The sequence below is a fragment of the Ruminococcus flavefaciens 007c genome, assembly GCF_000571935.1.
GTDB classification, from domain to species: domain Bacteria; phylum Bacillota; class Clostridia; order Oscillospirales; family Ruminococcaceae; genus Ruminococcus; species Ruminococcus flavefaciens_F.
Genome location: NZ_ATAX01000025.1, coordinates 156,327 through 182,935, shown reverse-complemented (window position 1 = coordinate 182,935; position 26,609 = coordinate 156,327). Strand labels below are relative to the sequence as shown.

Below are 26,609 nucleotides of genomic sequence, written 5' to 3'. Positions count from 1 at the left end.
TTTTATGCTTTAAGAACCTGTATCATACGTATATGTTGATACAGGTTCTTGGGCTTTTTTATGTTTTTTTGATGCTCACGGCTATATATGTTAAAGCTGTCCAGACAAGGTTGTAAACCGTCATTGCCGTAGCCGACATATATATAAAGTTGGACTGGAATGCCTTTGAAAGTATCAGCAGCATACACAGTACAAATCCGAGAAGTATGGAAGCTGCCTGCAATATCAGTCCGATAATTGCCGAGGAGTGTACAACTTTAGTGCCGATAAGGAGTTCAGCCAGAGATGAGAATTTTCCTGTTGTGGCCATTGAAGCACTGAGTCGGACTGCCTTCTTTGTCTCCTCATAGAAGTCCTCGTGGAGCTTCTTGGGAAGTATCCTTGCCATTTCCTCGGGGATACCGAAAAGGGTATTGAGCTTTTTTAGCGTTATACAGGGATCTATGCTCTTTATGAACATACATATCTTGTGCTTGCAGAGCTTCTTTGCCCATCTCTTTACATATCTGTCGGCAACCAGGTCAACTACGAACATAGCTGCAAGATTTCCCGAGATGGAAAGGTAAAGTGCATCCTTGCCGTCTCCTGTAAGCTCAGCCTCCTGAGTTTTGGTCGGAACGCCTTCGATATTATGGCTGGTCATGAGCTCGCGGTTTCCGAAGAGAACACGCTTGTTGTTTATCCAGCCGCACATTCCCATCCCCTCCTCATAGGAATAATTTTCTATGGGGTAAAGGGCGCCGTTGCGTCCTGCTATAACGTCTGTGAAAAGCTGGGACATTATACTTCCTGCAGTTGCGGTAAGGCTTGCAGCCTCAAGAAGAGCTTCGTCGAGCTTGGTATTGGAGAATACCTTTATACCGTCGAGTCTGACAGTGCCCTCGGGGAAGAGGGTACCTGCATCAACAAGTATAGAGTTGGTATCATAGAAATCATCAACGCTCTGATAGCCCAGCATTATACCCTTATTGCTTATAGCGCTTTTTGAGACATTCTCAAGTGGGATATTTACAACAAAGGGGATCGCTATACACGATGTCGCGCATATCAGCATACTGAATATTGAGAAGCCGAATGCAGCGGATTCAAGGGTTGTAAAGGTTCCCTTGCAGAAGAATGTGAGGAAAAGCGATACGACTATAGAAGCTATAAGGCATATTGGTGAAGCCTTGCGGCAGAAGTCGTCCGTCATATCCGAAGAATATGTGTAGCGCAGAAAGTCCGTAAGGAAATCGGTCTTTCTCATTGAAGCAAGTATGGGGAAATCACCCAGAGTGCCTCGTGTAATACGCTCTGCACGTTCCTCGTCGTGTACATAGGTGATGCCGTGACGTTCAAAGTTCTTGGAAACGAATTTGAAGTTTCTTGCGGCACGCCTTATGATAAGGTGTTTTCCCATGGCATTTATAAGCAGTGCCAGAATGCCCACGGGCATATATATGTGGATATTCTCCGAGCTTACAAGGTCAGGCCGCATAAATGCGGGGATAATTGCTATAAGACAGGACAGTGCGGTGACTGCTGTCATGGAATCGCTGTCAGCCTTGAAGCTCAGTATCTTACGCAGTCCCTTGGTTATAACTGCCATTGATGCAAGCACCGAAACTATTCCGAGGATAAGGTGGATAGTCAGATATGTCTTTATGTGCGACATGCTCAGAACGTCCATGATAGGCAGCTCAAACTGATTTGAGATGGTCATGAAGAGACTGAGGAAAGCAGTCATGGCAAGGATCAGAACTCTTACCGATATGGTACTTTTCAGCTCATAGATGTCTCTGCCGACGTCTTCAACGTCTCCGTAGTAATTAAAGTCTACTATACGCTTTGTACGCTTTGCCTTGGAGTGGACCGACATATATTCATCGGCTTCCTGTGTGATGTGTACATCAAGCTGACCTGCGTCTATATCAGCCTTTTCACTGAGGTTTATGCATGTCAGCTCAGCTCTCGGAGCAGGCTCAACGGGCTTTGCGGCTTCTACTGCGGCAGGAGAGGGGACGATATCGGTTATCTGCTTCTTTCCCTCTGGACTTTCGGCAGCTGATATAATCTGTATCCTTGTACGCTTTTTCTTCTTGAATTCAGGGGGAGTATACATATACTCGCCTTCGGGAGTCTCCCTGGCGTAGGTGTAATCGTTGTTTTTGCCGCGTCTGTTCTTCTTACGTTTTTTGGCGCTTTCGATCTCCTTTGCTCTTGTGGACTCGCTCATTCTCCTGATCTTCGGAGCTTCATCGGGATTCATCTGAACGGGAGTGATAGTTCCCGACGGTATGACCATTCTTTGCGGATTGGTTCTTATCTCACTCATAGCGTCAGAGCTTACGACAGCGATCTTGTGCCTTGAGAGGTCCGCAGGCTTTACATCGTCTGCGGGGTTGTCGCTGCGAAGTGCATTATCGAAAAGAGCAGATTTTTCATGTGAGACAGGAGGCCTCGATTTAGCTTTTTCAACGATGTCGGGAGAATCAACAGTAGAATTTATGATCTTCTGGGCATCGACTCGGCCCACTTTAGTCTTGGGTTCTTCATTATCGGGAGAGTATTCGTCAAGAATAGCCTCCAGCGATGGTTTCTGTTCCGACATGATTTTCTCCTTATTTACCGCTTCTCCGCTGTCTGAGCACCTCATACATGAATATGCCGGCAGCTACCGAAGCATTAAGTGAATTGATCTTTCCCTCCATGGGAAGTTTTATCATAAAATCGCATTTTTTTGCAATAAGTTTGCTTATCCCAAAGCCCTCTGAGCCGATTACAAGACCTACTCCGCCGGTAAAATCGGTCTGGGAATAGTCTGTGCCGGAAGCATCAGTACCGTATATCCATACCCCGTTTTCCTTGAGGGTATCGATACAGGCGGCTAGATTTGAAACTCTTGCTACAGGTACATAGCTTGCTGCTCCTGCCGATGTTTTGAAAACAGTGGCATTAAGGGAAGCGCTCCTGCGCTTGGGGATGATAACTCCGTCAGCGCCTGAGGTCTCTGCGGTACGGATAATAGCTCCAAGATTATGCGGATCTTCTATCTCGTCGCAGATGATGATGAAAGGCTTTGTGCCTTTTTCGCGTGAGATTGAAAGGATCTCCTCAACAGTAGAATACTCACCGCAGGCTCCTTCCGCAACTACGCCCTGATGGGACGCGCCGCCCGAAAGACGGGAGAGTTTTTTATCGTCGGCATCCTTTACCACGATGCCTTTTTCCTTGGCAAGGCGGCGGATTACTCCGAGGCTTCCGCCGTTCCCGTCGATATAGATAGTATCGAGGTTAGCACCTGATTTCAGCGCTTCCATGACGGGATTGCGTCCGCATATTATACTATCGGACTTTTCATTGGTATATTTCTCTTTTTCCATATCTTACAGCGGGCGCGAAATGCCCATGCTCCTTTTGTTCTGAATAGAGTTTTTCTCCGAAAGAAGAAAATATCATTCTAATTATACCATTATTGAGCTGAAATTACAAGCTTTTTTTATTTAAAGGGGATTTAGACGTAAATACCGTCCTTTTATCTGTTAATATCTATAACAGAAAGCTCGGGGCGATTGAATATCCTCGGTATGAATATCATGCGGAGAGGCTTTGCAAGTCCGCAGCTTATTATATGCGTTGTACTGCCGTAATGGTAGATACCAGAGGTATATTTCGGAAAAATGCCCTGATCCGGAGCATACAGTCCCTGATCGAGGAGCTTCGGTATTCTCCACTGACCGCCGTGAGCGTGTCCGGAGAGTATAAGGTCAAAGCTTTCACTGGTCTTGAGCCCCTGGCCGAGATAGCTGTCTATCTGATCGGGGCGATGTGCCAGAAGTATATTATAGTATTTTCCGTCAAGAGTGTCAAAGCATTCCTCAAGATGTGTCTTGTGACTGCCCCATTCAATCGCGTCGGGAGCACCGTATATGCAGATAGCCTGTCCTTTTACAGTGATCTCCTCATAATTACCGAGAAGTACAGGGCATATTTTCTTTACTTCCTCATAAAAGTCATTTTTATCATCGCGCATATCCTCATGATTACCCGGAGAATAGAAGCAGGGATAGTCTTTGCTGAGCTCGGTCATAAGTTTCAGAGCGTACTTTGTACCGCCCCATGCGTCTATGACATCACCGCCGAAGCAGACAATATCAGGTTTCGCTTTATTTACCTCGGCTATTATTCCTGACTGATCCGTGCCTCCGTAAAAGCAGTTATGCAGATCGGATATAAAGACAATTCGAACCGATTTTACAGGCTTGTTCGTCTTTACGTCATAGCGTACGGTCTTCATGGAAAATCCCCATATATCCAGCAGTATCACTATAAGGAGGATGATACATATTATAAGTCTTTTACGGGCTTTTTTTGACATTATTTACCTCTTTCCGAGATTATATCTATCATTTCACCGACATTTTTCATCCCCGAGACCTCGCGCATCTTGAATCGCATACCGAACTCGTCTTCTACTGCGGCTATAAGATTTATATGCTCGATGCTGTCCCAGTCATCAATATCTTCCGAGGTCGTGGCAGGGGATACAGAAATGGAAGGATCTCCGAAAACATCGCGGAAGACCTCGTTAAGGCGTTTGATTATCTCATTTGTGTTCATAGCTGTTCTCCTTGTTCTTTTATTTTTATAACCTTGTTCTTATTACTATAATCGTTTATATTCAGATGCCAAATGGAATCGCCGTTTTCCTTCAGTTCGTCCCTTTTAAAGCCGAAGGAACCGTAAAGCTCCGACACCATGCGGTTTTTTGGAGTTTTGTAATAAAAGCCGTTGATACGTGTGATACCTTTGCTGCGGGCGAGACGGACCAGTTCGTCGAGCATGGCAAGCTCCATATCGCGTTTCAGCACACGGCAGCTCATGAGCCACAGTTCTATATCAAGCTCGGTGTTTCGGCACTTTCCGATAACAACGGAAACAATGCCATTATCACCGAATTTATCTTCAAGTCTGCCGCAAAGACAGATATGATCGTCACTCTGACCTGCCTGACGTATTTCATTTTCGGTATAGCGTCTTGTAGTCAGGTTGAACTGGTTGCTCTTGTTTGTGAGCTGAGTTATCCTGCTTATGTATACAGGCAGAAATCCGCATATCTCGGCCTTCATTTCGAGGCTTAGCAGATAATCCCCGTAGCTTGAGAAATTCTTCTGCTGAGCTGTGCGTTTTGCATTGGCTGCATACATCTCTGAACGGTGCAGATCATCCGCAGAAACAGAGGTTACTTCAAAGCAGCCGCTGCGTGAAAGCTTGTACATAGCTTCGTGTACGTCTTTGAAGCTGACAGTGCGTACCATGGGCAGCTGTCCTTCCACTATGGCGCATTCTGCGGGATTATCGTCTATGAACACGAAGCTGTCTGTGCCGAGACTGAGTTCCTCGGCAGTTTCACTTATATTCTTGTCCTTTTGTTCCCAATTGGCTTTAATGGATACGAAATCCGACGGACGGAGAACACTGCTGGGGTGTTCAAGTCCGAGAACTGCGTTTTCTTCTTCATTTTTCGAGCATACGGTCAGAAGTACTCCGTAGTCCTTATAGCCTTTGATATAGCGCTGGAATTCGCTGAAGGACTGTCCCGAAGCTGTTTCGGGACCGATTTCTATACCCTCCTGACCGTCATCACCTATGACTCCGCCCCAGAGGGTATTGTCCAGATCAAGAGCAATGACCTTACGGTTCCTGCCGTATATGGACTTTATCACACAGGCAAGGCTGTACGCGAGGTCGGGGATCACAGAAGTGCTCATGGCATATTTATAAAGATACCATGCCTCTGCGTCATGCCATTTTTCCAGTCCGCAGACTGCGGAGAGGTAGTTTATATCATGTATATAGAAAGAAGCGTTTTTTCTTGCGTGATCCGATAGCATTACGTTCAGACGCTGGATAAATGCAGAATGTCCGGTAACGCCCCAGCCGTCATAGCTGCCTGTTCTGCGGAGGAGAGGCAGTTCAAAGTTGTTCTGTATCACAGGACATGAAAAGTGCTGTGAAAGGCTTTCCCACACCTGTCTGAATATGCCGAACTGTTCCTCAAGGCGCTGTGACACCTGCTGTTCATCTTCCGCAGGACTTTCCGGGAGCATGGTAAGGTTCCTTGAAGTGGTGTGGATATAGATCAGATCGGGAGCAAAGCTGTCAAGCTCGGGAGAGCCGAAAACAGCTTCTTCATAGAATTTATTGTACTCTGACTGATAAAACTCGGGTTCTATTCCGAAATTCAGAAGAAAAAGCTCAAGAAGAGATACTATATGATTGGTCGTGGAACCTCCGAGAACTGCTATTTTTTTCTTTATCCTCGGAGTTCCGTCAGAAAGAAGTTCTCTTTTGACGGCCACCTTTCTGCGCATTATGCTGCTGCCGTCGAAGGGATATTCCAGTTCTTTCATTTTATCTCCTTATTTTTTCAGATTATTGTGTATACAGTTTCTGTTTCCGCCGACAGCCGAAAACGAGCACATTGCAAAAAGCACGTCTGTAGCCTCTGTCCTGTTTATGAAATCAACTGCGTTCAGATCAAAATAGCGTATATCACAGAGGTAAATGTTCTCAAATGAGCTTGTCAGCACGGGAAGAAGTGCATTTCCGTAGCTGTCCTTGAAGATGACGAGGTTCCTGCCGTTTTTGCATTCGGTGTTTACGTGGACGATACGTTCATCGGAGCCGAATACCATATAATAGCCCGAATTGGGCATTGATGCGGGATCAAGCAACAGGTTTACTGCTACGGGATTATTGAAATGGGTGTCATACTGAGTGACTGTTACAGGAGCCTTGGGCTTGTAATATACAAAGTCCTCGGGATTATTGAGCAGGGTAGAACTCTGGGTGTACATATACAGTGTACCCACATATCCGGGGAGAGTCACAGTCTCGTATTCCGAAAGATCGGCAAACGGTACCTTTGCAGTCATTGCAAAGAGCTCGGCAGCGTAATAAGCGCCAAGCGGCTGCCAGTGGTGGTCGGTCTTGGAATAGATAGCCTCGTCCTTGTGAGCGTTGAGTATATCATATGCGTCAACCGGCATAACACCGTTCAGCGACGCATTTATCCTGTCTATATCATCTTTTTCGCTGTAAGCAAGATTGCTGTAATTCTCGGGAAGATAGAAAGAGCTTGATGTGGGGAGTACCATGGAATAGATGTTCACATTTTCAAGAGCTTCTTTGTACTCGTTGAGATATGCGGCATATTCCTGTTCTGTGCCCCAAGCTCCGCCGTAAAGAGTTATTCCTCTTTTATTTACGATAAGGATATTGTTTGTAAGCTCACCCTGTTCCTGTGTTTCCTCAGCTGCTGTGGTTTCTTCGGGAACGGTTGTGGTTACGGTGGTGACGTTCTGTTCGTCGTGAGATACGGTTGTAGCTGTTACAGTTGTGGTAAGAGGTTTTTCCTCGGGTTTTTTCTTTTCAAATCCGCTGCCGTAAAGCTCTGCACCATCCTCGCCGCCGTACTTCCTGCCCTTCAGGGGCATGATGTTATCGGCGATGAACTGCTTTATATGCGCACGATCATGTACTGTATCGTCGAAATAGTCGGCGATGCCCTCTGTAAATTCTCCGCTTGCATAGTTCTTTGGCGTAAATTTCGGAAATGTTGTAAGCATACGGTTTTCATCATCTGCCTTGGTCTCATGCGGGAGAAGAGCTACGTAAACGAAGCCCCCTGCAAGAACAGTTCCGATAAGAAGGATATTTGCCAGTGCAATGGAGTTAAGCGCGGTCTTACGGCGCTGTTTTTTCAGTTTTTTAGCCTTTATAGGTATATCTATGGCTGTATTTGCGCGGTCGGATGCCTCTATGAAAATAGCAGGTGCCTGAGCCGCAGTGTTATTTGCAGCGCCTGAAGATTCGTTTTTTACTTTTTTCTTCAGCGCACTTATATTATTTTCACTCATTTGTCTGCCTCGTTAAAATCTGAAGTAAAGGAAGGGATTGGTTGTTGCATCAACAAGCATTATACTCGTAACAACAAGGATAAGTGCAGATGCAACGGCTGCTGCCGATGAGATGACGGCTTTTGAAACAAAGTGCTTGTCCGAAATGGTCTTGATACTGTTTATGATAGGGAAACAGCATATCACTGCTATTATCAGCAGGTACATATTGTTTATGAGAGAGATCCTGTCCTGCACGGCAATGAAACCGTTTTTGCCGAAGCCTGATATGGTCTTAAAGAAGGTTGCGAGTTTGCCGAGATTCTCAAAATAGAATATGCCGAAGCCTATGAATATGACAAGCTTACTGTAAATATGCCTGATGACAACGGGGATCTTTTTAATATTCTTTTTACCGATCTTCATTTCTATGAAAACAAACAGACCGTAATAAAGTCCCCATATGATAAAGTTCCAGCTTGCACCGTGCCATATTCCGGTACAGAGCCATACGAGAAAGAGCCCGCCGTATTTTCTGCGCTTGCCGAATATGGGGATATAGAGCACATAGTCACGGAAGAATGTGCTGAGCGAGATATGCCAGCGCTGCCAGAACTCGGTTATATCCTTGCATATGAAAGGATGATTGAAGTTTTCGTCAAAATGGAAGCCGAATATACGTCCAAGACCTATGGCTATGTCCGAATATCCTGAGAAGTCAAAGAATATCTGCAAACCGTATGCAATAGCTCCGTACCATGCTCCGAACATGGTGGAATTGCTTATATTTCCGAGAAAATTATCGGCAATAATACTTAGCTGATTTGCAATAAGAACCTTTTTCCCGAGGCCGAGTGCCACTCTGTTGAGGCCGTAGGATATATCGCGTAGCTCGATCTTTCGGCTTTCAATTTCCTTTTCGATCGTACTGTAACGTACGATAGGACCTGCCACGAGCTGAGGAAATAGGCTGAGGAAGAGCAGGAAGTTCCTGAAGCTCTTCTGAGGCTTGACCTTTTCCCAGTGACAGTCGATGATGTAGGATATAGTCTGGAAGGTGTAAAAGCTGATGCCTATAGGCAGACGTATATCCGGTACGGGTATGGAGCATGAAAAAAGGGCGTTGATATTTTCCACGATAAAGCCGCTGTATTTAAATATACCGAGCATGAGAAGGTCGTACACGACAGCGGCTGCTGTCGCGGCAGTATCACCCTTTTTGCCTTGATACTTTCCTATTATGAGACCTGCGGTATAATTCACCGCAGCTGTCAGAAGCATAAGGAAAATATATACAGGCTCACCCCACGCATAGAAAATCAGCGAGAAAATGATCAACACCATGTTTTTTTGTTTAATCCCTCTTGCCGCTGCATAACATAAAAGGCATAAAGGGAGAAATATATATATAAAGAATAGTCTCGAAAATACCATTGTTCTACCGCCTTGCTGCATTTGTTCTGTATCTTTCTTTTTACCGCGGAAAAGGTGGGCGGAGCAACTAAAATCAAATAATTATATGTTTATTTTTATTCTTGGCGGAGCATAAGTCCGCATTGATTATTATACAACAAATGCTGCCGAAATGCAAGAGAAAAAGACAGTGATTTTGAAAAAATAACACGTTTTTTCAAAAATCGTATCAAAATACAAAAATGCGACTGATTTTTGCCGCTTTTTTGTGCGGCAGGGATTTTAAGCCTGAAAATCGACTGTTATACAAGAAAAGCTCCCGTAATTCACGGGAGCTTTGATACTTTTACAGATATTTTACTGCATTTTTGTACTATCGTTCTCAACAAGAGCCTTCAGGCCTGTTGCAAGACCTGCAAGTCCCTGTATCTCACTGGGGATAATGATCTTTGTAGCTTTGCCGTCAGCAGCCTTTGCAAATGACTCCAGAGACTTGAGCTGAATAACTCTTTCATTAGGATTAGCATTATTAAGCTTTACGATACTGTCTGCAAGTGCTTCCTGAACCATTTCGATAGCTCTTGCTTCACCGGTAGCCTCAAGGACCTTCTGCTCTCTTACGGCGTCAGCTCTGAGGATCATTGCCTGCTTCTCAGCCTCAGCCTCGAGGATCTGAGCTTCCTTCTTAGCCTGAGCACGAAGGATCTGCGACTCCTTTTCACCTTCTGCAACGAGGATCTGTGACTTCTTGTCACCCTCTGCCTGAAGGATCTTTTCACGGCGCTCACGCTCAGCCTTCATCTGCTTCTCCATTGCGTCCTGAATTTCACGAGGAGGAAGGATGTTCTTCAACTCAACGCGGTTTACCTTGATACCCCAGCGGTCAGTAGCCTGATCGAGGATAGAAGTGATCTTTGTATTGATAACGTCTCTTGATGTAAGAGTAGCGTCGAGTTCCATTTCACCGATGATGTTACGGAGAGTTGTTGCCGAAAGGTTCTCGATAGCTGCGAGAGGTCTTTCAACACCGTAGATATACTGCTTTGCGTCTGTTACCTGATAGAAAACAACTGTATCTATCTGCATTGTAACGTTATCTTTTGTGATAACGGGCTGAGGCTTGAAGTCTACGACCTTTTCCTTTAATGATACTTTGCCTGCGATCCTGTCGATGAAGGGAACGAGGATATGAAGACCTGTTTCCCACTCAGCATGGAAGGAACCGAGACGCTCGATAACGAATACATGAGCCTGAGGAACGATTCTGAAGCATCTGACGAATAAAGCGAATAAAATGACAATGACAATAAGAACAATAATTCCAAGTGGATCCATTTTTAATTACCTCCGATTTGATATGATAGAGAATGTGTTTATTACTTTTCCGGTATGACGCTTAGTTTAGCGCCAAGAACTTTTCTGACGATTACTATCGCCCCGACGGGAATGATCTCATTCTCGTCTTCAGGCACTGCACTCCAGTTTACCCCATTTAAAGTGACTCGGCCTGTTCCTTTGTCGCTGTTGATCTCTTCAATGACCGTGGCGTGTTTGCCAATGTCAAGCTCGGCATTTGTAGCGACAGCAGCTTGTTTTCTGCGCTTTTTCAGGAGCGGTATGCTCAGTAGCAGGAATACTGCTGAAGCTATGATGAATATTCCGAGCTGCTGCAATGCAGATAGGTCATAGAAATAGCTGAGCAGAAGAGTGACCATGGCACCTGCTGCGAACCATATCGAGACAAGCTGCACTGTTGCTACTTCCGCGATCACGAAAGCGATTACTGCAAGAGCCCAAAACAGTACATCCAAGACGAGTTCCCCCTTTCGTAAATATTTGTAGTAATCCCTACAAAAAATATTATAACATCAAAGTATGAACTTTTCAAGTATGATAGATAATTTTTTGACGATTTTTTGCTTCTTTCGTCATACTTTTTTCATGAGCTCAGTATATGTCATAAGGTATGGCGCTACGCCTTTTCCATCGTTTTCAATGACCTTTTCGCTGAGATAGTATTCTGCCGAGCCGTCGCGGCCGCTTTCACCGCCAAGCCCGCCTACAAGACATATATTCTGCATAACCGGGACATCGCCGCTGTTGTCGATGTAGCCGTTGGTGACGGCTTCAAAGGCTTTCAGTCCCGACTGGCGGATATTCTCACCGCATATTCCCAGTCTGTACGCCTTCAGTGCAGAATAGGCGAAAAGCAGAGTACCGCTTGTCTCGGGATAATTGCCCTTCAGTGAAGGATATGCAGGAAGCTGCATCAGCATACCCTCATCAGTGCAGTATCCTGAAAGTGCAGTGAGCAGCTCGTTCAGCTGGTTGCGAATTGGGATCTTTTCGGTAAGTATTTCGCATACGTCAGCCAGTGCAGCACATAGCCAGCCGTTGGAGCGGAGCCAGATTTCTTTTGAAAGGCCTGTGATCCTGTCGGCCCAGAACATAGTGTTCGTATCGTCATATCCGTGGTAGTATAGCCCTGTAACAGGATCGCGCATTATCTTCCTTATGTCCGTCAGCTGACGCTGTACATCCTCGATGACTCCGCGCAGATCATGGAGCTTTGCGTACTCGGCCATAAAGGGAAGTGCCATATATGCACCGTCAGGCCATACCTGATTCGGATATATGGCTTTATGCCAGAAATTGCCGCTGGGCAGACGGGGTTGGCGTATGATCTGTTCGTTCCAGAGCTTTTCAAAACCGAGCCTGTATTTTTCCTCACCGGTAATGCTCCACAGTCTGAAAAGGTTTTTTCCTCCGTTGATATTATCAAGGTTATAGTCTGCATAATTCATGGTAGGTATGCTTCCGTCGTCCTCCACATATGCGTCAGTGAATTTTATAGCGTAGTCCAGCAGCCTGCTGTTTTCATTTATGTCGTACATCATCAGTACGGCAGTTATCATACAGTTGTCCACGTAGTTCCATCTGGGAGTTTTTCCGCAGATGATGCTTTCCATGTTCCACATCGGTCTGAGAGGATCGGAGGGGAGTATGAAGGCTTCTGTATATTTTTCAGCAATGCTTTCTGCTTTGGTCATCCTGAGAGTCCTCCTGCGGTGATACCGCTTATAAATTTTTTCTGTGCAATGGCAAATACAGATATTGAAGGTATAATACCTATTACCGACATTGCCAGTATCTTGCTCTGTTCGTAGCCCTGTCCCGTACTGTCCACGGAGAGACGCAGTGCCAGTGAAAGGGGATATTTCTCAACTGACTGTATCATAATCAGCGGTGTAAGAAAATCGTTCATTGTCCATAAGAAAGTAAATACGACTATAGAGACGACAGCAGGCCTGATACAGGGAACGAGCACGAAAAACAGCGTTTTCAGTGTGCCGCAGCCGTCGATGCGGGCTGCTTCATCGAATTCTTTCGGTATGCCCTTGAAAAACTGTATAAGAATGAATACGAACATACCCTCTCCTGCAAAGAGAGCAGGGATAGTCAGCGGTATATACGTGTCAATGAGGCCGAGTCGGCTCCACATTCTGTAGAGCGGCATGACAGTGGCGATAGATGGCATTAGCATACCGCATATGAGAAGCGCGTAAAATAAGCGCTTCATTGGAAAGTCGAACCTTGCAAAGCCGTAGGCTACAAGTATTGATGAAATAACTGCAAAAGCGATCTTGGGGATTATTATCATAAACGTATTAATGAAGTAATGTCCCATAGTGTATGGCGTAACCGTATCCCATGCGTTTTTATATACCTCAGTGCCGAGGCTTTTTGGCATGAACCATACAGACGAGAATATCTCCTCGTTCGTCTTAAATGAAGCACCCACGAGCCAGAGCAGGGGATACAGCATTATCACGGCAACAGCTGTAAGGAGGAGATAAATGAGTGCTTTTTTCATTTTTGTTTCCTTCCTGATATGCCTGTGAGTCTGTACATAAGAAATATAACGGCGGCGATGAATACAAAAAGCAGCCAGGAGACCGCATTTGCAGTTCCTTCGTCGCCGTAGATGAACATTTCCTCATATATCAGCATACCTACGGTGCGGGTACTTCCGAGAGGACCGCCGTTGGTTATCATGTACGGTGCGCTGAATTCCTGCATTGCTGCTATGGTCTGGAGTATAAGATTGATGAATATAATGTTTTTTATCTGCGGTATCGTAACCGAAAAGAAACATCTTAGCCTGCCGCATCCGTCGACCTTAGCGGCGTCATACAGCTCCCGCGGTATATCACGTAAAGCAGCAAGGAATATGACCATAGCCGAACCGAATTCCCAGAGCCTCAGCAGAACGATTATAAAAAGTGCGGCATCCGGATCTCCGTACCAGCTTACAGGGAAAAGACCTGCTTTTTCAAGGAGCTGGTTTACAAGACCGCCCGATGTGAACAGATACTGCCACATTATTATTACAGCGAGGTTTGCTCCGAGAATGGACGGTATGTAAAATGCGGTGCGGTATATTCCTATACCTTTCAGCTCCATGTTCAGGAGAAAAGCCACCCCAAGCGATACAGCAAGCTTCAGAGGGACAAGGATAATCGTATATTTGAGCGTTACGGCTGCGGAAGCTTTTATCCTGCCATCGGAAATAATATTCCTGAAGTTTTCCACGCTGATACCGTCTGAGGTGAAGCCTGTTATGAAGGAAGCGATGAAAGGGTATATAATAAACAGCACAGCGCCTATAATGAAGGGCGAGATCAGTGCAAGCCCTGTGTATTTGCTTACGCCGACAGGATTTCGGTATATTCTGGTCTTCATTTTCTTATCTTCTCCAGATATTCGTTTATGGAGTCATACATCTGTTTTGCGGCTTCGTCGATGTCTGCTGTCCCGTAGGATACGGATTCTATTGCCGCATTGTAGAAGGACTTCATACGCGGCAGCTCCATATAAGGACTTATGGTGACAGTGTCCGCAGCATTGAGAATATCGGTGGATTTCTTTGCAAGTCCCGAAATACAGCCTTTCTTTTCAAGTGCGGTTTCCGCCTTCGAAGAGGCCGGTATCCCTCTTGTAGTTCCGAGGAGCTCTGCACATTCTTCGTCGTTCAGAAGGAAGTCCATGAAGGCTGCTGCTTCATCGGGATGCTCCGTATGGCCTGATATGGCATACATCAGAGAAGGCTTTATCATCCAGCCACTGCAATTGCCATTTTCATCGCTGAGGAGCGGCCCTGCTTCAAGTACTCCCTCGGGAAGGACCGATTCATATTTGCCGATAGCACTGCCCCATTCCAGCACACCTGCAACTCTTCCGCTTATAAATTCCGATGACTGATACAGTGCGGCATTTCCGTCTTCATCAGTTCTTGAACGGACTGTTCTTATGACGTGAGAGTCCTCCAGCTCCTTATAGAACCGAAGCGCGCTGCATATATCTTCATACGTAAAACCAAGCTGTCCGTCATCGGTGATGAACTCACGTCCCGTTTTCTGCTGCATATAAACCACAGCAAGATACCATGCAGTACCGCCTGACTGTATATCGAGATCGATAGGATACATATCCGCACTGCCGAAGCTGCTGCCGAGAGCGGTCAGATCAGACCATGTCTGCGGATAATCTGCTCCGAGGGAGTCGTATACCCTGGAGTTGTAGAAAAAACTGCGTCCGCTGAGAGATACTGCGGCGGCATTCATTTTTCCTTTGACACGGCCGAAGGATACGATGTTTTTGTCAAAGTACGAAAGATCAAGGAAGCTGTTCAGCTTTTCAAGGTCGTAAAAGCCGCTCCCGTCAGGTGACAGGGTGATAATCCAGTCGTAATTTATCTGCATAACGTCGGGTTCTGTACCGCTTTTTACCTGTGCTGCCACTTTTTCGGTCCAGCCGTCCCAGCCGCCGTATTCGGGGACTATTCTGATCTCGGGATGCCTGTTGTTCCATAGCTTCACAGCCTTTAGAGTTGCTTCATGTCTGTCGTCACCGCCCCACCATGAAAAGCGCAGACTGCACTTATCAAGTGTCCCATCAGGCGGAGTGACCTTCACGTTTTTTCTGCTTGTGCAGGAAGAGAGTGCAAGTACGCAGCAAAGAGTTGCGGCTTTATAAAAAATATTTTTCATACTCTCAGATCCCAATTATAATGATATATTTGATTATACACTGTTTTGAGGCAAAAATCAACAAAAAAATGTTAATAAACGACAAAAAAGACCCCGAAGCTGTTTGCCAAAAGCTTCGGGATCCTGATGCCGTACCTGTTAAAGACAGGTTTTTATCTTTTTTATAGCACCCTTTTCAAGACGCGAGACCTGAGCCTGGGATATACCTATCTCACTTGCTACCTCGACCTGAGTTTTACCGCGGAAAAAGCGAAGATACAGAATATTTCTCTCACGTTCACCGAGACCGCGTATTGCATCACGTATGGTAAGCTCGTCCATACGGCTTTCAACGTCGTTGATGTCGCTTATCTGATCCATTATATAAAGGTTATCCTCTGTATCCGAGTACACAGGTTCATAAAGCGAAACGGGATCGCTTATGCTTTCAAGGGCTATGACTACATTTGAACGTTTTTCTCCTATTTCGGCTGAGATCTCGTCTATTGAGGGATCACGCTGAAGTTTTATTGTCAGCTTTTCCTTTGCCTGAAGGGCTTTATATGCAGTGTCACGCAGAGATCGGCTGACCTTTACGTGGCTGCAGTCGCGGAGATAGCGCCTCAGCTCGCCGCTTATCATCGGCACGCAGTAGGTCGAGAAGCGTACTTCCTTGCTCAGGTCAAAATTATTGATAGCCTTGATCAGGCCGATAACTCCTATCTGGAAGAGGTCGTCCACGTCCTCGCCGCGTCCCGTGAAGTGCTGAATAACACTGAGTACCAGACGCAGATTGCCGTTTATGAGCTTGTCGCGGGCTTCCTTGCTGCCTGTTGCGCGTATTTCCTTCAGCAGTGCGATTTTTTCTTCCTCTTTGAGCACTGTGAGCTCGGAAGTATTTATACCTGCGATAACGACTTTATTATATGCCATAACATATCCTCCGTAAATGATTACGAGGATATTATTGCCGATTATCACATCGGTAATCACAGGGAAAAACTGGCATTAAAAAAGAGCAGTATGAACTGCTCTTTTCATACTATCTCAGGCAGATGAGACAGATGCTTCTTGTTGAATTTGCGTATATATGTCTTATTGAATGAGAAAACTGCTTTTTTGTCCTTCAGGTATTCCTTTTCGGGGAGAGCCTGTAAAATATCCGCAATATCGTAAGCAAGCCCGAAATCGTTCCCGCTAAGAGCTTTATTCAGTGCTTTTACCGAAAAGACCACAAAAGCTGTTGCATTGTTGGGGACACAGTAATTTATGCGGGATTCAAAGTTGAGACAGGCGGATATTTCGGAAACAGCGGTGTCTTCAGCGAGCTTTCCGTCTATCAGACTTTCAAGTACCTCAGCAGTACGAATACTTTTGGCGGAACGGATGTCTGCCCTGATAAAAACAGCAGTCTTCCTTATAAGATCAAGCATTATTGCTCCTTTACATATTCTATTAGCTTTCCGAGACACAGCTCGAAACAGCTTCCGTACCATGTTTCTTCCATATGGGGGAGAGTGGCTTCGATACAGTCAAAGGTAAACTTTACGGAGATATCAAGGCATTGTCTCAGATCCTTGCCGAGTGCGCAGGCGCCGGTGAAAACGCTTGCAAAAATATCTCCGGTACCGTGAAAGCGTGAATTGATGTTTTTTCCGAAGGAAAAAATGAATTCGTCGTTTCGGCTGTCATATGCGGCTGCCCCCTGGAGCTTGTCGTCATAGTGTATGCCCGTAATGACTGGAGTTTTGCAGCCGAGCTTCGAAAGTCTGCGAAGAACGTCTTTTACGTAGCTCTCGTCGTATGTCTCTGTATACGGTATATCAAGCAGAAAAGACACTTCTGTCATATTCGGGATAATGAAATCTGCCTTTGCACAGAGCTTTCTCATGCCCTCGACAAATTCATTTGAGAAGCCTGCATAAAGCTTTCCTGCGTCTCCAAGCACAGGATCTACTATTATATGATTGTCTTTTCCGCCGAAGTCGTCAAAAAAGTCGGAAACAATGCCTATCTGTTCAAGTGAGCCGAGATAGCCGGTATAAAGCGCATCGAACCTGAGCTCCATGCTTTTCCAGTGAGCAGCTATGGCGGGGATGTCGCTCGTAAGGTCTCGGAAAGTATATCCGGTGAAACCTTCGCCTGTATGAGTCGAAAGCACAGCGGTGGGTATAACGGCTGTTTCTATTCCCATTGCCGATATTACTGGAAGCGCAACTGTCAGGGAGCATTTCCCGAAGCAGGATATATCCTGTATTGAAACGATTTTCTTCATAATCATCATTCTTTCAATTAGCGTTATCAACTAATGATTATACATCAATACGCAGTCTTTGTCAATACAGATATAAATATTGTGCTTAACTAAGATATGTATCTGAAAATACGGCAGAACAATTATGTCATTAAATTACATAAAATGTCATTATATTACTATTGGCAAATTGACTCTTTTTCTGCGTTATGATAGAATTTAAACATACTAATAACTTGATTTTATTCGTATTACATGATTCAAAAAGGAGCGTTGGATATGAGGATCGACAGTATCAGTCTCGATCATAAACGTGATAAAAATTTTGTGCTGGAAAAAAACGTTCATTCAGGTGTTTGGATATTGCTTGTGCTGAAGGCACGGGCGGTTTTCTGCATTGACGGCAGGGAAGTTCCCTCACCTGAAAATTCATTTATTTTCATAAGTCCGGAACAGTCATTCAGCTATCGCTGTGATGCAGAGAATTTTTCTGAGGACAGTATTTTTTTCTATCCCGAAGAAAATGATCTTGAGTATATACATTCCATGGAAATACCTTTAAATAAGATAATACCTGCTGCCGATCTTTCTCAGATATCGGATATAATACGCAATATGTGTCTTGAATACTATTCTGTCAACAAGAACCGTACAGAGGCTGTAGAGCTTTATTTCAAGCTCCTGCTCAGCAAGCTCAATGAAAGCGTTGTGGATATGGACAGGTTCGGAGCTGTTCACGAAGGACTGTACCTTGAGAAGCTTCTGTGGCTGCGCGAAAGCATCTACCGCTGGCCCTCCAGGTCATGGACAGTTGACGAAATGGCGGCGGATATATCTCTCAGCCGTTCGAGACTCCAGCATCTTTATACAGAGACCTTCGGCATAAGCATATCAAAGGATATTATAAACAGCAGGCTGGACAAGGCAACGGAACTGCTGAAAAGGCCTGAATACCCTATAAACAAGATTGCGGAGCTGGTAGGCTATCCGAATGCCTCTTATTTTAACAGGCAGTTCAAGAACGGTATAGGCATGACTCCCACTGAATTCCGCAGGGAATATCAGGAAAAAGAAGCGATATGATGAAAAAGCTGCTGTATATACAGCAGCTTTTTTGTTGTCAGAAAACAGCCTCGAACTGTCTTGTTCCCGGATTGAATCTTTCGCGGATATTGGATCCGATCTCAAGGTATTCTATGCCGTATTCCTCATTGTCACTGAGTATTAAAAAATCGACGTTGTAGGCCATAGGTGACCTTAAAGCGAAATACTCTTTTCGTGTTCCGTCGGCTGAAGTGGTGGTAATATCGGCATATCTGTATTCTTTTCTTATTTTTTCCGCAAGCTCATCTGTGGTGGAACAGCCTGCTGCCAGCTTCTTTATATCGCTGTAGTAAAGCCTTTCGATGTCATTGGACGTCTTTCCGCGTATCAGAGCTTCGTGGTGTGTGAATACTACAGATTCAGGAGTTTCTCCGAATACAGCGTTATTCTGCATCAGGATCTCGCGCCTCAGAGAGTCTGTATCTGCGTTGAATATCAGCTGAATACAGCCTATATCATAATTGATGAGAAGAATGTCCTTCCCTTTATCGTCAAGCCAGTATTCACATACTTCAAGTACATTCTTGTATAGGCGGTCCGGATAATAATAGCGGTTTTTTATCTCGTTCGATGCATCGAAAAATCTTGTATATTTACTGCAAATTGCCCTTGCTTCATCTGCTGACACGCGGGGAGCTTCATAATTGCCGAAACCTTCTACGATCATGCGCTCTCTTTGGTGACTTTCAGGTATGTTTTTCAGTTTTTCCGCAGTAGAAAACAGTATTTCCTTTTTGGCAGAATCAGAATAAGGGTCACCGTTTGTACTGGTAATATATGTAATCATGCCTCCTCCATTGTTTTCAACGGCCATGTAATTGTCTGTTATATAGATTATTCTGTTTCTGCTGCCGTCCAGCCAGTATTCTGTTCCGTAAAAAGCTGTCAGATCCTCATATTTATTGATAGCCTTGATTTTTGCTTCTATTTCACGGCAGCTTAGGCTTTCCGAAATTATCCTGCGAACCTGATCGAGAGTAACACGAGGTGTATCGGCGGGGATTATCCCTTTCAGGATCGCTCTTTCTCTTGACATACATGATGCGTAATTGTTTCTTTCAAATTCAATTATTTCTTGTTCTGTCATTCTTTTTTCGGTTGTGGTAGTGTTTTTGTTTTTATCCTGCTTTGCTGTAGTTGTATTACTGTTTCGGACAGCTGATGTATGAGATGTTGTTACCGTACTGCGCGAAGAAGTGGTTGAAGTGCTTCTGTTTACTGTGGTTTTGCTGACTTTTTCCTCACCCGAAACGGTAACAGTAGTCGTTTTATCCGTAGTTTGTGTGGCAGTGGTGGCTGTGGCGATAATGACAGGGTTATCTATGATAGGTCTGCGTTTGGGCGCCTTCAGCTTCATTATACCTATTACAGCTCCGAATACGACAAGCACGCAGGCAGCTACGAGGAAGAAACGCTGGATAGCAGGGGAGCGTCGAACTATATCGGTGCCGGATACTTCTAAGCTGTCTGATTGAAGATTCATGCGGCTGAGAGCTTTGTTGTAAATGCGGTCAGCTGTATTACTGTCGGCTGCCTTGTATTTTTCTGCGATATGGCAGACGGTTTTTTTGTCGGCATTATGCAGGATGTTTCTGACTGCTTTTTTCATGCTCTTCCTCCTTTACAAAGTGATGCCCATATCGGTAAGAGCTTTTTTCAGCTTTTTCAGAGCTCTGTGCAGCTTGCTTCGTACCGTTACGGGATTTATGCCGAGAAGTCTTGCAGTCTCGGCGGAGCTCCTGTCATAGAAGTATTTCTGTATAACTATTGAGGCGTCCGGCTCTCCGAGTTCCTCTATTTTTTTCAGGATAATGGCTGAAATATCGGAGCTTTCCGTTTCCGCCTCCACATTGTCGTCTGAGGGAATGCAGTATTCTGTATCTTCATCAAGTGGGATATTTCGCGCCGTATGCGTGTTCATGGAGCGTTTCATGTCTATGGCCCGTCTTTTTGCGGTAGTGCCTACATAGGCTTTTAGGGAGGTTTCGCGGCTTGTATCGTAGTTCATCATTACGTCGCTCAGTACATCTGCGGTGCAGTCTTCAACGTCTGTACGGCTGCCTGTGCCGCGCAGGATGCTGTATATTATAGTATAAGCATAGCTCCAGTATTCATCAAAAAGGGCTCTGAAGCCTTCTTCGGGAGAGCATTTCAGTTTGAGTTTTATATCTTTCTCAGTCATTATCCCACCTCCTTCTCACTTTATTAATGTTAAATACTCTATACCATTATACACATACGCAGACTTATTGTAAAGTGTTGCAGCATTCACAGAATTTTTTTATTATGGAATATGCTGCTGTCTGTTGCGCTTTTTGGCTCTATGGATAATGATCGGGAGCAGTTTTTTCTCTTCGCTTGTTGCTATTTTTCTTATTATATGGTATAATGTTCGTAAACTAAAGCTGTATTTTATCTGTTATACGATATTTATATGGAATAACAGATAATCTGCTAAGAGGAGTGAGATAATGAAAGAAATACTTAACGAGCACTTTACGGGGGAAAGAGCTCTTTTCCATGAGACCGAGCTGAGGATCCGCAGCTCAGTCTTTGACGACAGCGAATCGCCGCTTAAACACTGCAGGTATATAGATATATCCGATTGTACTTTCAATTGGAGCTATCCTGTATGGTACTGCGAATTCATAAGGATGAAGGACAGCACGATCGGTGAGAACGGCCGTGCGGGAATATGGTACGTTGATGATATAAAGGCTGAAAATACTGTAATAGAAGCTCCGAAGTGCATACGTCACTCAAAGGGCATAAGTCTGAAAAACGTAACATTTACCAATGGCGAGGAGTCATTATGGAAGTGTGCGAATATCAGGATAGACAAGGTAAGGGCTAAGGGCGACTATTTTGCCATGGACTGTGACGGCATGGAGGTAACAGGCCTTGAACTCGACGGAAACAATTCATTTGACGGAGTACGCAATGTTACGGTACGCAACTCAGTTATCAACGGACGTGACGCCTTCTGGAACAGCGAGAACATAATCATATACGATTCTGTTATCTCCGGTTTGTATTTTTGCTGGAACTCCAGGAATGTCACTCTTGTGAACTGTACTGTGGAGACACTTCAGGGTATGTGCTATACGGAAAATCTGGTATTGAAGAACTGCAAGCTTCCGAATACTTCGCTTGCGTTTGAGTATTCAACGGTAAATGCGGATATATTAGGAAGTATCGACAGTATCATCAATCCCTCGGGAGGCATTATAAAGGCCGATTCCATCGGTGAGATAATTATGGACGGGGAAAGAGTAGATGCCTCGCGTACAAAGATAATCTGCGGCGGGAAGTAAGTTTTTTAGCCGTTTCAAGCTGCAAAGGAAATAATAAAGCCCGAAGACGGTCATCTGATCGCCTTCGGGCTATAAATCTACATCTGTATGCAGATCATCATTGCTTTACAAGCAGTTCTATGCTATAATTACTTGGAAATAAGCTCAAGAGTATCTCTTGCAATGAGGAGCTCTTCATTTGTGGGAACGATCCATACTTCAACCTTTGAATCGGGAGTTGAGATCTTTGTGAGCTTGCCTCTGATAGTGCGGTTGAGAGCCTCGTCGATCTTGATTCCGAAGAAGTCCATATTCTGGCATACCTGCTCTCTTACTTCCCATGAGTTCTCGCCGATGCCGCCTGTGAAGAGAACAGCGTCAAGACCGTTCATTGCAGCAGCGTATGCGCCGATGTACTTCTGGATCTCGTAAGCCAGCATATCTGATACGAGCTGAGCCTTGTCGTTGCCGTTGTTTGCAGCTTCCTGGATATCGCGGTTATCGGAACCAACGCCTGAAACACCGAGGAAACCGGACTTTTTGTTCATATATTCGCTCATCTGTGAAGGTGTAAAGCCGTGCTTGTCAGCTACAAAGGTTACAGCAGAAGGATCTACGGAACCTGTTCTTGTACCCATAACTACGCCGTCAAGAGGAGTGAAGCCCATTGATGTATCAACTGACTTGCCGCCGTCAACAGCTGTGATGGAAGAACCGTTTCCGAGGTGACATGAAACGATCTTGAGATCCTTTACGTCCTTGCCCATTGCTTCGGCAAGAGCCTTGGATACAAATCTGTGAGATGTGCCGTGGAAGCCGTACTTTCTAACATGGAGCTTCTCATAATCATCATAGGGGAGACCGAACATATAAGCCTTGGGGGGCATTGTCTGATGGAATGCTGTATCGAATACAACGACCTGAGGTACGTTTGCGGGGATAACGCTCTTGCAGGCTCTGAGAGCAAGTGCGTGTGCGTGGTTGTGAACAGGAGCAAGCTCGCGGAGCTCGTCGATCTTGTCGATTACCTCGTCTGTTACGAGCACTGACTTATCGAATACGTCTGCGCCCTGTACTATTCTGTGACCTACAGCAGAGATAGCGTCCATGCTGTCGATAACCTTTGCATCGCCTGATGTAAGGCACTCAACCAGCTTCATGAAAGCTTCTGTATGTGTGGGAAATGGGCAGTCTTCGTCGAGAACTCTGCCGTCGGCTGTCTTATGATTGATATGGCCGTCGATACCGATACGGTCGCAGTTGCCCTTAGCGATAACGCTCTCATCGCTCATGTCGATAAGCTGATACTTCAGTGAGGAGCTTCCTGCATTTACAACTAAGATGATCATATATGTAATTTCCTTTCAAAAAATATTTTGCATATATTATTATATACTATTTTTGAAAAATTGCAAGTCCTTTTTTTCAAAAAAACTCTCTGATGAAGGCATTTTTTGCCTTTAATAATGCGAAAATGCCTGTTTTACTGTTGCAAAACACCTAAAACGGTGCCGAAATCATTAAATAATATGTAGAGTAGATAAAAATTTACAGAAAAACATTGAAATTAAAGGAAAGAGGTAGTACAATGAAAGTCAGCGGTATAATCTGTGAGTATAATCCATTCCATAACGGACATCTTTATCATATCAGAAAAACACGTAAAAACGGCGCAACACACATTGCTGCTGTCATGAGCGGCAACTTTGTCCAGAGAGGTGATACTGCCATTATGGACAAGCTAGAGAGAGCAAGGCTTGCCGTGCGTTCCGGCGCTGATCTGGTCATAGAGCTGCCCGTACAATACAGTCTTTCCTCGGCGGAGAATTTCGCTCTGGGAGCTGTAAGTCTCCTGGATTCTCTGGGCGCTGTCGATGAAATCTCCTTCGGAAGTGAATGCGGAGACGCTGAAAAGCTCAGAAAGGCCATGGAAACGGTGGATCTTGCGGCTGTTACACACGCCGATGAGATAAGGCAGATAATGGAGAAGGGTTATACCTATCCGAGAGCCCTGAATTCCGTTGTCAGGGGATATGATCCCGAAGCTGCTGATATTATCGCAGAGCCTAACAATACTCTTGCAACCGAGTATATCAGGGCACTGAAAAGACTTGGCTCGGATATGAGCGTATTTACACTGAAGCGTGAAAAGGCATCCCACGACAGCATGACAGCTGAAGGCGGCTTTGCCAGCGCCTCTCTTATACGTGAAATGATAGATAACGGCAGCGATATTGACGAGCTTACAACTCCCGAATGGTCGGCAGCTGTGGCCGCGGCAGTATCAAAAGGGGAAACGGCTTCGCTCAGCCGGCTTGAAAGAGTTATACTGTATAAGCTCCGCACCTGCTCTGTGGAGGAGATAGCACGGATATGTGACGTAGGACAGGGGCTTGAACACAGGATCTACGGTGCAAGAATGGCGGGTTCGCTGGACGAGCTGCTTTTTACGGTAAAGACAAAGAGGTATACGATGGCGAGGATAAGGCGTATCATGCTTGCACTCCTTATCGGCATAACAAAGGAGGATATGGAGCATTTACCGCCTTACGGCAGGATACTGGCCTTCAATGAGAGAGGAAGGGAAATACTTGCCCGTGCCAAGGAAAAAGCAAAAATACCTTTTGCATCGTCCATCGCCAAGCTTTCTCAGATCAGCGATACAGCCGAGCGCTTTGCCGAGCTTGAGATCAGAGCATCGGATATATACGGTCTTGCGCTGGAGACAGTAACTTCCGCCCAGAAAGATTACAAGGCGAAAATTATGATAGATATGGAGTAATACGAATGAAGCGAGATACTCTCAGGAAGGCGGTTGCGGCGGCTGCTGCCTGCATAGCACTTACATCATGCGGTGATACAGTGACTCTTATGAGCTCGGAAACAGAAGCGGCTTCCGACAGTAATACGGGCGGAGCAGCAGTATCTGAACCTGTTACGGAACATTTTACCCTTGATATAAGCTATCCCAAGGGAGAAAAGCTTCCTAAAAAGTATGTTATACAAGGCTTCAAAACAGTCATGCAGACGCCGGAACTGCCTACGGGCTGCGAAATAACGGCGCTTTGCCAGACTCTTAATTTTCTCGGCTTCGATATTGACAAGGTCAAGCTGGCAGATGAGTTCTTGCCTATGGATAATACAGGCGTGACCACCATGAAGAACGCTTACATAGGCGATCCGAAATCCGACGAGGGCTTCGGCTGCTATTCGCCTGTTATAGTTCAGACTGCCGATGATTACTTTCAGTCCATTGATTCACCATGCTATGCGGTGGATCTATCAGGCAGTCCTCTTGAGGAACTCTATTATCAGCTCAATAACGACAGACCTGTTATAGTGTGGACGACTATAGACCTGATATGTACACCGCCTATGCTTCGGTGGGTTATCATGGACGATGAGGAGATGTGGTTCAACGATTTCCAGCACTGTGTTACCTTGTGCGGATATGACCTTGATGAAAATATAGTTTATGTGGCTGATCCTTTGAAGGGCAACAGAAAGTACGATATTTCCGCGTTCAGTTCTTCCTATGAGCTCATGGGCAGACAGGCTGTGGTAATATGCGGAAATGCGGACACAGGCGGAAATTACGTAGAAATAAAGGACAAGCCGCAGTCGGCTTTTTTAAGCAGGAACAAGGCTGAAAGAAAAAAGGCTGAGGAGGAAGAGGCACGTCGCAAGGCAGAAGAGGCAGAGCGTAAAAAAACCGAAGAGGAGTCAAAGAAAAAGGCTGCGGAGGAGGAAAAACGCCGTGCCGAGGAGGAGAATAGGCGCGCTGAAGAAGATAAGCAGCGTGAGGAGCAGAATGAGCCTTCTCCGGTGGAAGAAGTTCCCGAGTCTCCTGACGATGCTCACGAGGATGTGTCCCGTGAAGAGCCTGAAACACACGAGGAAAAAAACGAAGATTACAGTTATGATAATGCAGCTGACAAGGAAGGACAGGAATGATTTGATAAAGGGCGTTATTTTTGATCTTGATGGCACATTGCTTGACTCCATGACTGTATGGAGCAGCATTGACCGTGAATTTCTTATAGAGAACGGCATAACCGATCCTCCTCCGGAGGTATCCGATGTTGTCAAGAAGATGACTGTTGACGAATCCTCCCAGTATTTCATAGACAGGTTCGGGCTGAAATGCACCAAGGAGTACGTTATATGGCGGATAGAGGACATGGTACGTCAGCGTTATGAGGAGCAGATACCTCTGAAGCCTTATGCGGGAGAGGTGCTTGATTTTCTTGACAGCTGCAATATTCCTTATGGTATTGCTACCGCCACTTACAAGGGTCTTGCTGTTGCTGCCCTGAAACGCTGCAGAGTGTATGATAGGTTCCGTTTCCTGCTGACTGATGAGGAATATCCTGCGGGAAAGAATTTTCCTGATATTTTTCTGGGAGGCTCTGAAAGACTGGGCTCATCACCTGAAGAGACTCTCGTAGTTGAGGATTCACTGCACTGTATCGAGACTGCCCTCGGGGCAGGCTTTTCTGTGTGCGGAGTTTATGACCCGGTTGCTGAGGCTGACGCACCGAGGATAAAGGAGCTTTCCGATTACTATATAAGATCCCTTGATGAGATCATAAGCATATTTTAGGGCGAACATTGTTCGCCCCTGCTGTTTTAGAAG

At 45.3% G+C, this 26,609-nt stretch carries 24 protein-coding genes; 5 read left to right on the top strand and 19 right to left on the bottom strand.

Annotated elements, in window-relative coordinates:
- Window positions 1–58: 58 nt before the first annotated feature.
- From RF007C_RS09745 to RF007C_RS09670, 16 genes are all read right to left on the bottom strand, one after another.
- Complete coding sequence (locus RF007C_RS09745; RefSeq protein WP_037299417.1) at window positions 59–2,590, bottom strand: hypothetical protein; 2,532 nt, start codon at window positions 2,588–2,590, stop codon at window positions 59–61.
- A gap of 10 nt (window positions 2,591–2,600) precedes the next feature.
- Window positions 2,601–3,362: a 23S rRNA (guanosine(2251)-2'-O)-methyltransferase RlmB gene (gene rlmB, locus RF007C_RS09740; protein WP_037299416.1), complete on the bottom strand. Its 762-nt coding sequence runs from the start codon at window positions 3,360–3,362 to the stop codon at window positions 2,601–2,603.
- Between the two features lie 152 nt (window positions 3,363–3,514).
- Window positions 3,515–4,357, bottom strand: coding sequence for a metallophosphoesterase (locus tag RF007C_RS09735; RefSeq protein ID WP_051456611.1), 843 nt, complete (start codon window positions 4,355–4,357; stop codon window positions 3,515–3,517).
- Window positions 4,357–4,599, bottom strand: coding sequence for an acyl carrier protein (locus RF007C_RS09730; RefSeq protein ID WP_019678895.1), 243 nt, complete (start codon window positions 4,597–4,599; stop codon window positions 4,357–4,359). The genes RF007C_RS09735 and RF007C_RS09730 overlap by 1 nt, the downstream gene beginning before the upstream one ends.
- Window positions 4,596–6,392 carry an HAD-IIIC family phosphatase gene (locus RF007C_RS09725; protein WP_037299415.1) on the bottom strand — a complete coding sequence of 599 codons (1,797 nt, stop codon included), beginning with the start codon at window positions 6,390–6,392 and terminating at the stop codon, window positions 4,596–4,598. The genes RF007C_RS09730 and RF007C_RS09725 overlap by 4 nt, the downstream gene beginning before the upstream one ends.
- Before the next feature lie 9 nt (window positions 6,393–6,401).
- On the bottom strand, window positions 6,402–7,901 hold the full coding sequence (locus RF007C_RS16515; RefSeq protein WP_051456610.1) for a DHHW family protein: 1,500 nt from the start codon (window positions 7,899–7,901) through the stop codon (window positions 6,402–6,404).
- Between the two features lie 12 nt (window positions 7,902–7,913).
- Entirely contained in the window at window positions 7,914–9,224 is a 1,311-nt protein-coding gene (locus RF007C_RS09715; RefSeq protein WP_343203236.1) for an MBOAT family O-acyltransferase, read from the bottom strand.
- A gap of 426 nt (window positions 9,225–9,650) precedes the next feature.
- Complete coding sequence (locus RF007C_RS09710) at window positions 9,651–10,628, bottom strand: SPFH domain-containing protein (RefSeq protein WP_037299413.1); 978 nt, start codon at window positions 10,626–10,628, stop codon at window positions 9,651–9,653.
- Between the two features lie 41 nt (window positions 10,629–10,669).
- Entirely contained in the window at window positions 10,670–11,104 is a 435-nt protein-coding gene (locus RF007C_RS09705; protein WP_037299411.1) for an NfeD family protein, read from the bottom strand.
- Window positions 11,105–11,221: 117 nt separating this feature from the next.
- Entirely contained in the window at window positions 11,222–12,343 is a 1,122-nt protein-coding gene (locus RF007C_RS09700) for a glycoside hydrolase family 88/105 protein (RefSeq protein WP_037299409.1), read from the bottom strand.
- Window positions 12,340–13,167 carry a carbohydrate ABC transporter permease gene (locus tag RF007C_RS09695; protein WP_037299407.1) on the bottom strand — a complete coding sequence of 276 codons (828 nt, stop codon included), beginning with the start codon at window positions 13,165–13,167 and terminating at the stop codon, window positions 12,340–12,342. Before RF007C_RS09695 ends, RF007C_RS09700 begins: the two co-directional genes overlap by 4 nt.
- Window positions 13,164–14,036, bottom strand: a complete 873-nt coding sequence (locus RF007C_RS09690; RefSeq protein ID WP_051456609.1) for a carbohydrate ABC transporter permease — start codon at window positions 14,034–14,036, stop codon at window positions 13,164–13,166. Before RF007C_RS09690 ends, RF007C_RS09695 begins: the two co-directional genes overlap by 4 nt.
- Window positions 14,033–15,343 (bottom strand): ABC transporter substrate-binding protein, encoded by a 1,311-nt coding sequence (locus RF007C_RS09685; protein WP_037299405.1) that lies wholly within the window; start codon window positions 15,341–15,343, stop codon window positions 14,033–14,035. The genes RF007C_RS09690 and RF007C_RS09685 overlap by 4 nt, the downstream gene beginning before the upstream one ends.
- Before the next feature lie 138 nt (window positions 15,344–15,481).
- A complete protein-coding gene (locus RF007C_RS09680; RefSeq protein WP_037299404.1) occupies window positions 15,482–16,255 on the bottom strand; it encodes a SigB/SigF/SigG family RNA polymerase sigma factor in 774 nt (257 codons plus the stop codon).
- A gap of 104 nt (window positions 16,256–16,359) precedes the next feature.
- The gene (locus RF007C_RS09675; protein ID WP_037299402.1) at window positions 16,360–16,755 is read right to left on the bottom strand and encodes a hypothetical protein; all 396 of its coding nucleotides are present in this window, start codon (window positions 16,753–16,755) and stop codon (window positions 16,360–16,362) included.
- Complete coding sequence (locus RF007C_RS09670) at window positions 16,755–17,597, bottom strand: pyridoxamine kinase (RefSeq protein ID WP_051456608.1); 843 nt, start codon at window positions 17,595–17,597, stop codon at window positions 16,755–16,757. Before RF007C_RS09670 ends, RF007C_RS09675 begins: the two co-directional genes overlap by 1 nt.
- 258 nt (window positions 17,598–17,855) lie before the next feature.
- On the opposite strand from RF007C_RS09670, the gene RF007C_RS16510 reads away from it, so the two are divergent.
- Window positions 17,856–18,659, top strand: a complete 804-nt coding sequence (locus tag RF007C_RS16510; protein WP_019678884.1) for an AraC family transcriptional regulator — start codon at window positions 17,856–17,858, stop codon at window positions 18,657–18,659.
- Between the two features lie 37 nt (window positions 18,660–18,696).
- Here RF007C_RS16510 and RF007C_RS09660 read toward each other — a convergent pair whose 3' ends face one another.
- Together RF007C_RS09660 and RF007C_RS09655 are read right to left on the bottom strand one after the other, a co-directional pair.
- Window positions 18,697–20,289 (bottom strand): hypothetical protein, encoded by a 1,593-nt coding sequence (locus RF007C_RS09660; protein WP_037299399.1) that lies wholly within the window; start codon window positions 20,287–20,289, stop codon window positions 18,697–18,699.
- 12 nt (window positions 20,290–20,301) lie between these two features.
- A complete protein-coding gene (locus RF007C_RS09655; RefSeq protein WP_037299398.1) occupies window positions 20,302–20,862 on the bottom strand; it encodes an RNA polymerase sigma factor in 561 nt (186 codons plus the stop codon).
- 289 nt (window positions 20,863–21,151) lie between these two features.
- On the opposite strand from RF007C_RS09655, the gene RF007C_RS09650 reads away from it, so the two are divergent.
- Entirely contained in the window at window positions 21,152–21,994 is an 843-nt protein-coding gene (locus tag RF007C_RS09650) for a DUF3737 family protein (protein WP_037299397.1), read from the top strand.
- A gap of 128 nt (window positions 21,995–22,122) precedes the next feature.
- On the opposite strand, the gene RF007C_RS09645 is transcribed toward RF007C_RS09650, so the two are convergent.
- Window positions 22,123–23,322 (bottom strand): acetate/propionate family kinase, encoded by a 1,200-nt coding sequence (locus RF007C_RS09645; RefSeq protein WP_037299395.1) that lies wholly within the window; start codon window positions 23,320–23,322, stop codon window positions 22,123–22,125.
- Between the two features lie 239 nt (window positions 23,323–23,561).
- Between RF007C_RS09645 and RF007C_RS09640 the strand changes: the two genes are divergently transcribed.
- From RF007C_RS09640 to RF007C_RS09630, 3 genes are read left to right on the top strand one after another with little or no spacing between them, the layout of a single operon-like run.
- Complete coding sequence (locus RF007C_RS09640) at window positions 23,562–24,755, top strand: nucleotidyltransferase (RefSeq protein WP_037299394.1); 1,194 nt, start codon at window positions 23,562–23,564, stop codon at window positions 24,753–24,755.
- 5 nt (window positions 24,756–24,760) lie between these two features.
- Entirely contained in the window at window positions 24,761–25,927 is a 1,167-nt protein-coding gene (locus tag RF007C_RS09635; RefSeq protein ID WP_037299393.1) for a C39 family peptidase, read from the top strand.
- Window positions 25,893–26,576, top strand: a complete 684-nt coding sequence (locus tag RF007C_RS09630) for an HAD family hydrolase (RefSeq protein ID WP_242836294.1) — start codon at window positions 25,893–25,895, stop codon at window positions 26,574–26,576. Before RF007C_RS09635 ends, RF007C_RS09630 begins: the two co-directional genes overlap by 35 nt.
- Window positions 26,577–26,609 lie beyond the last annotated feature (33 nt).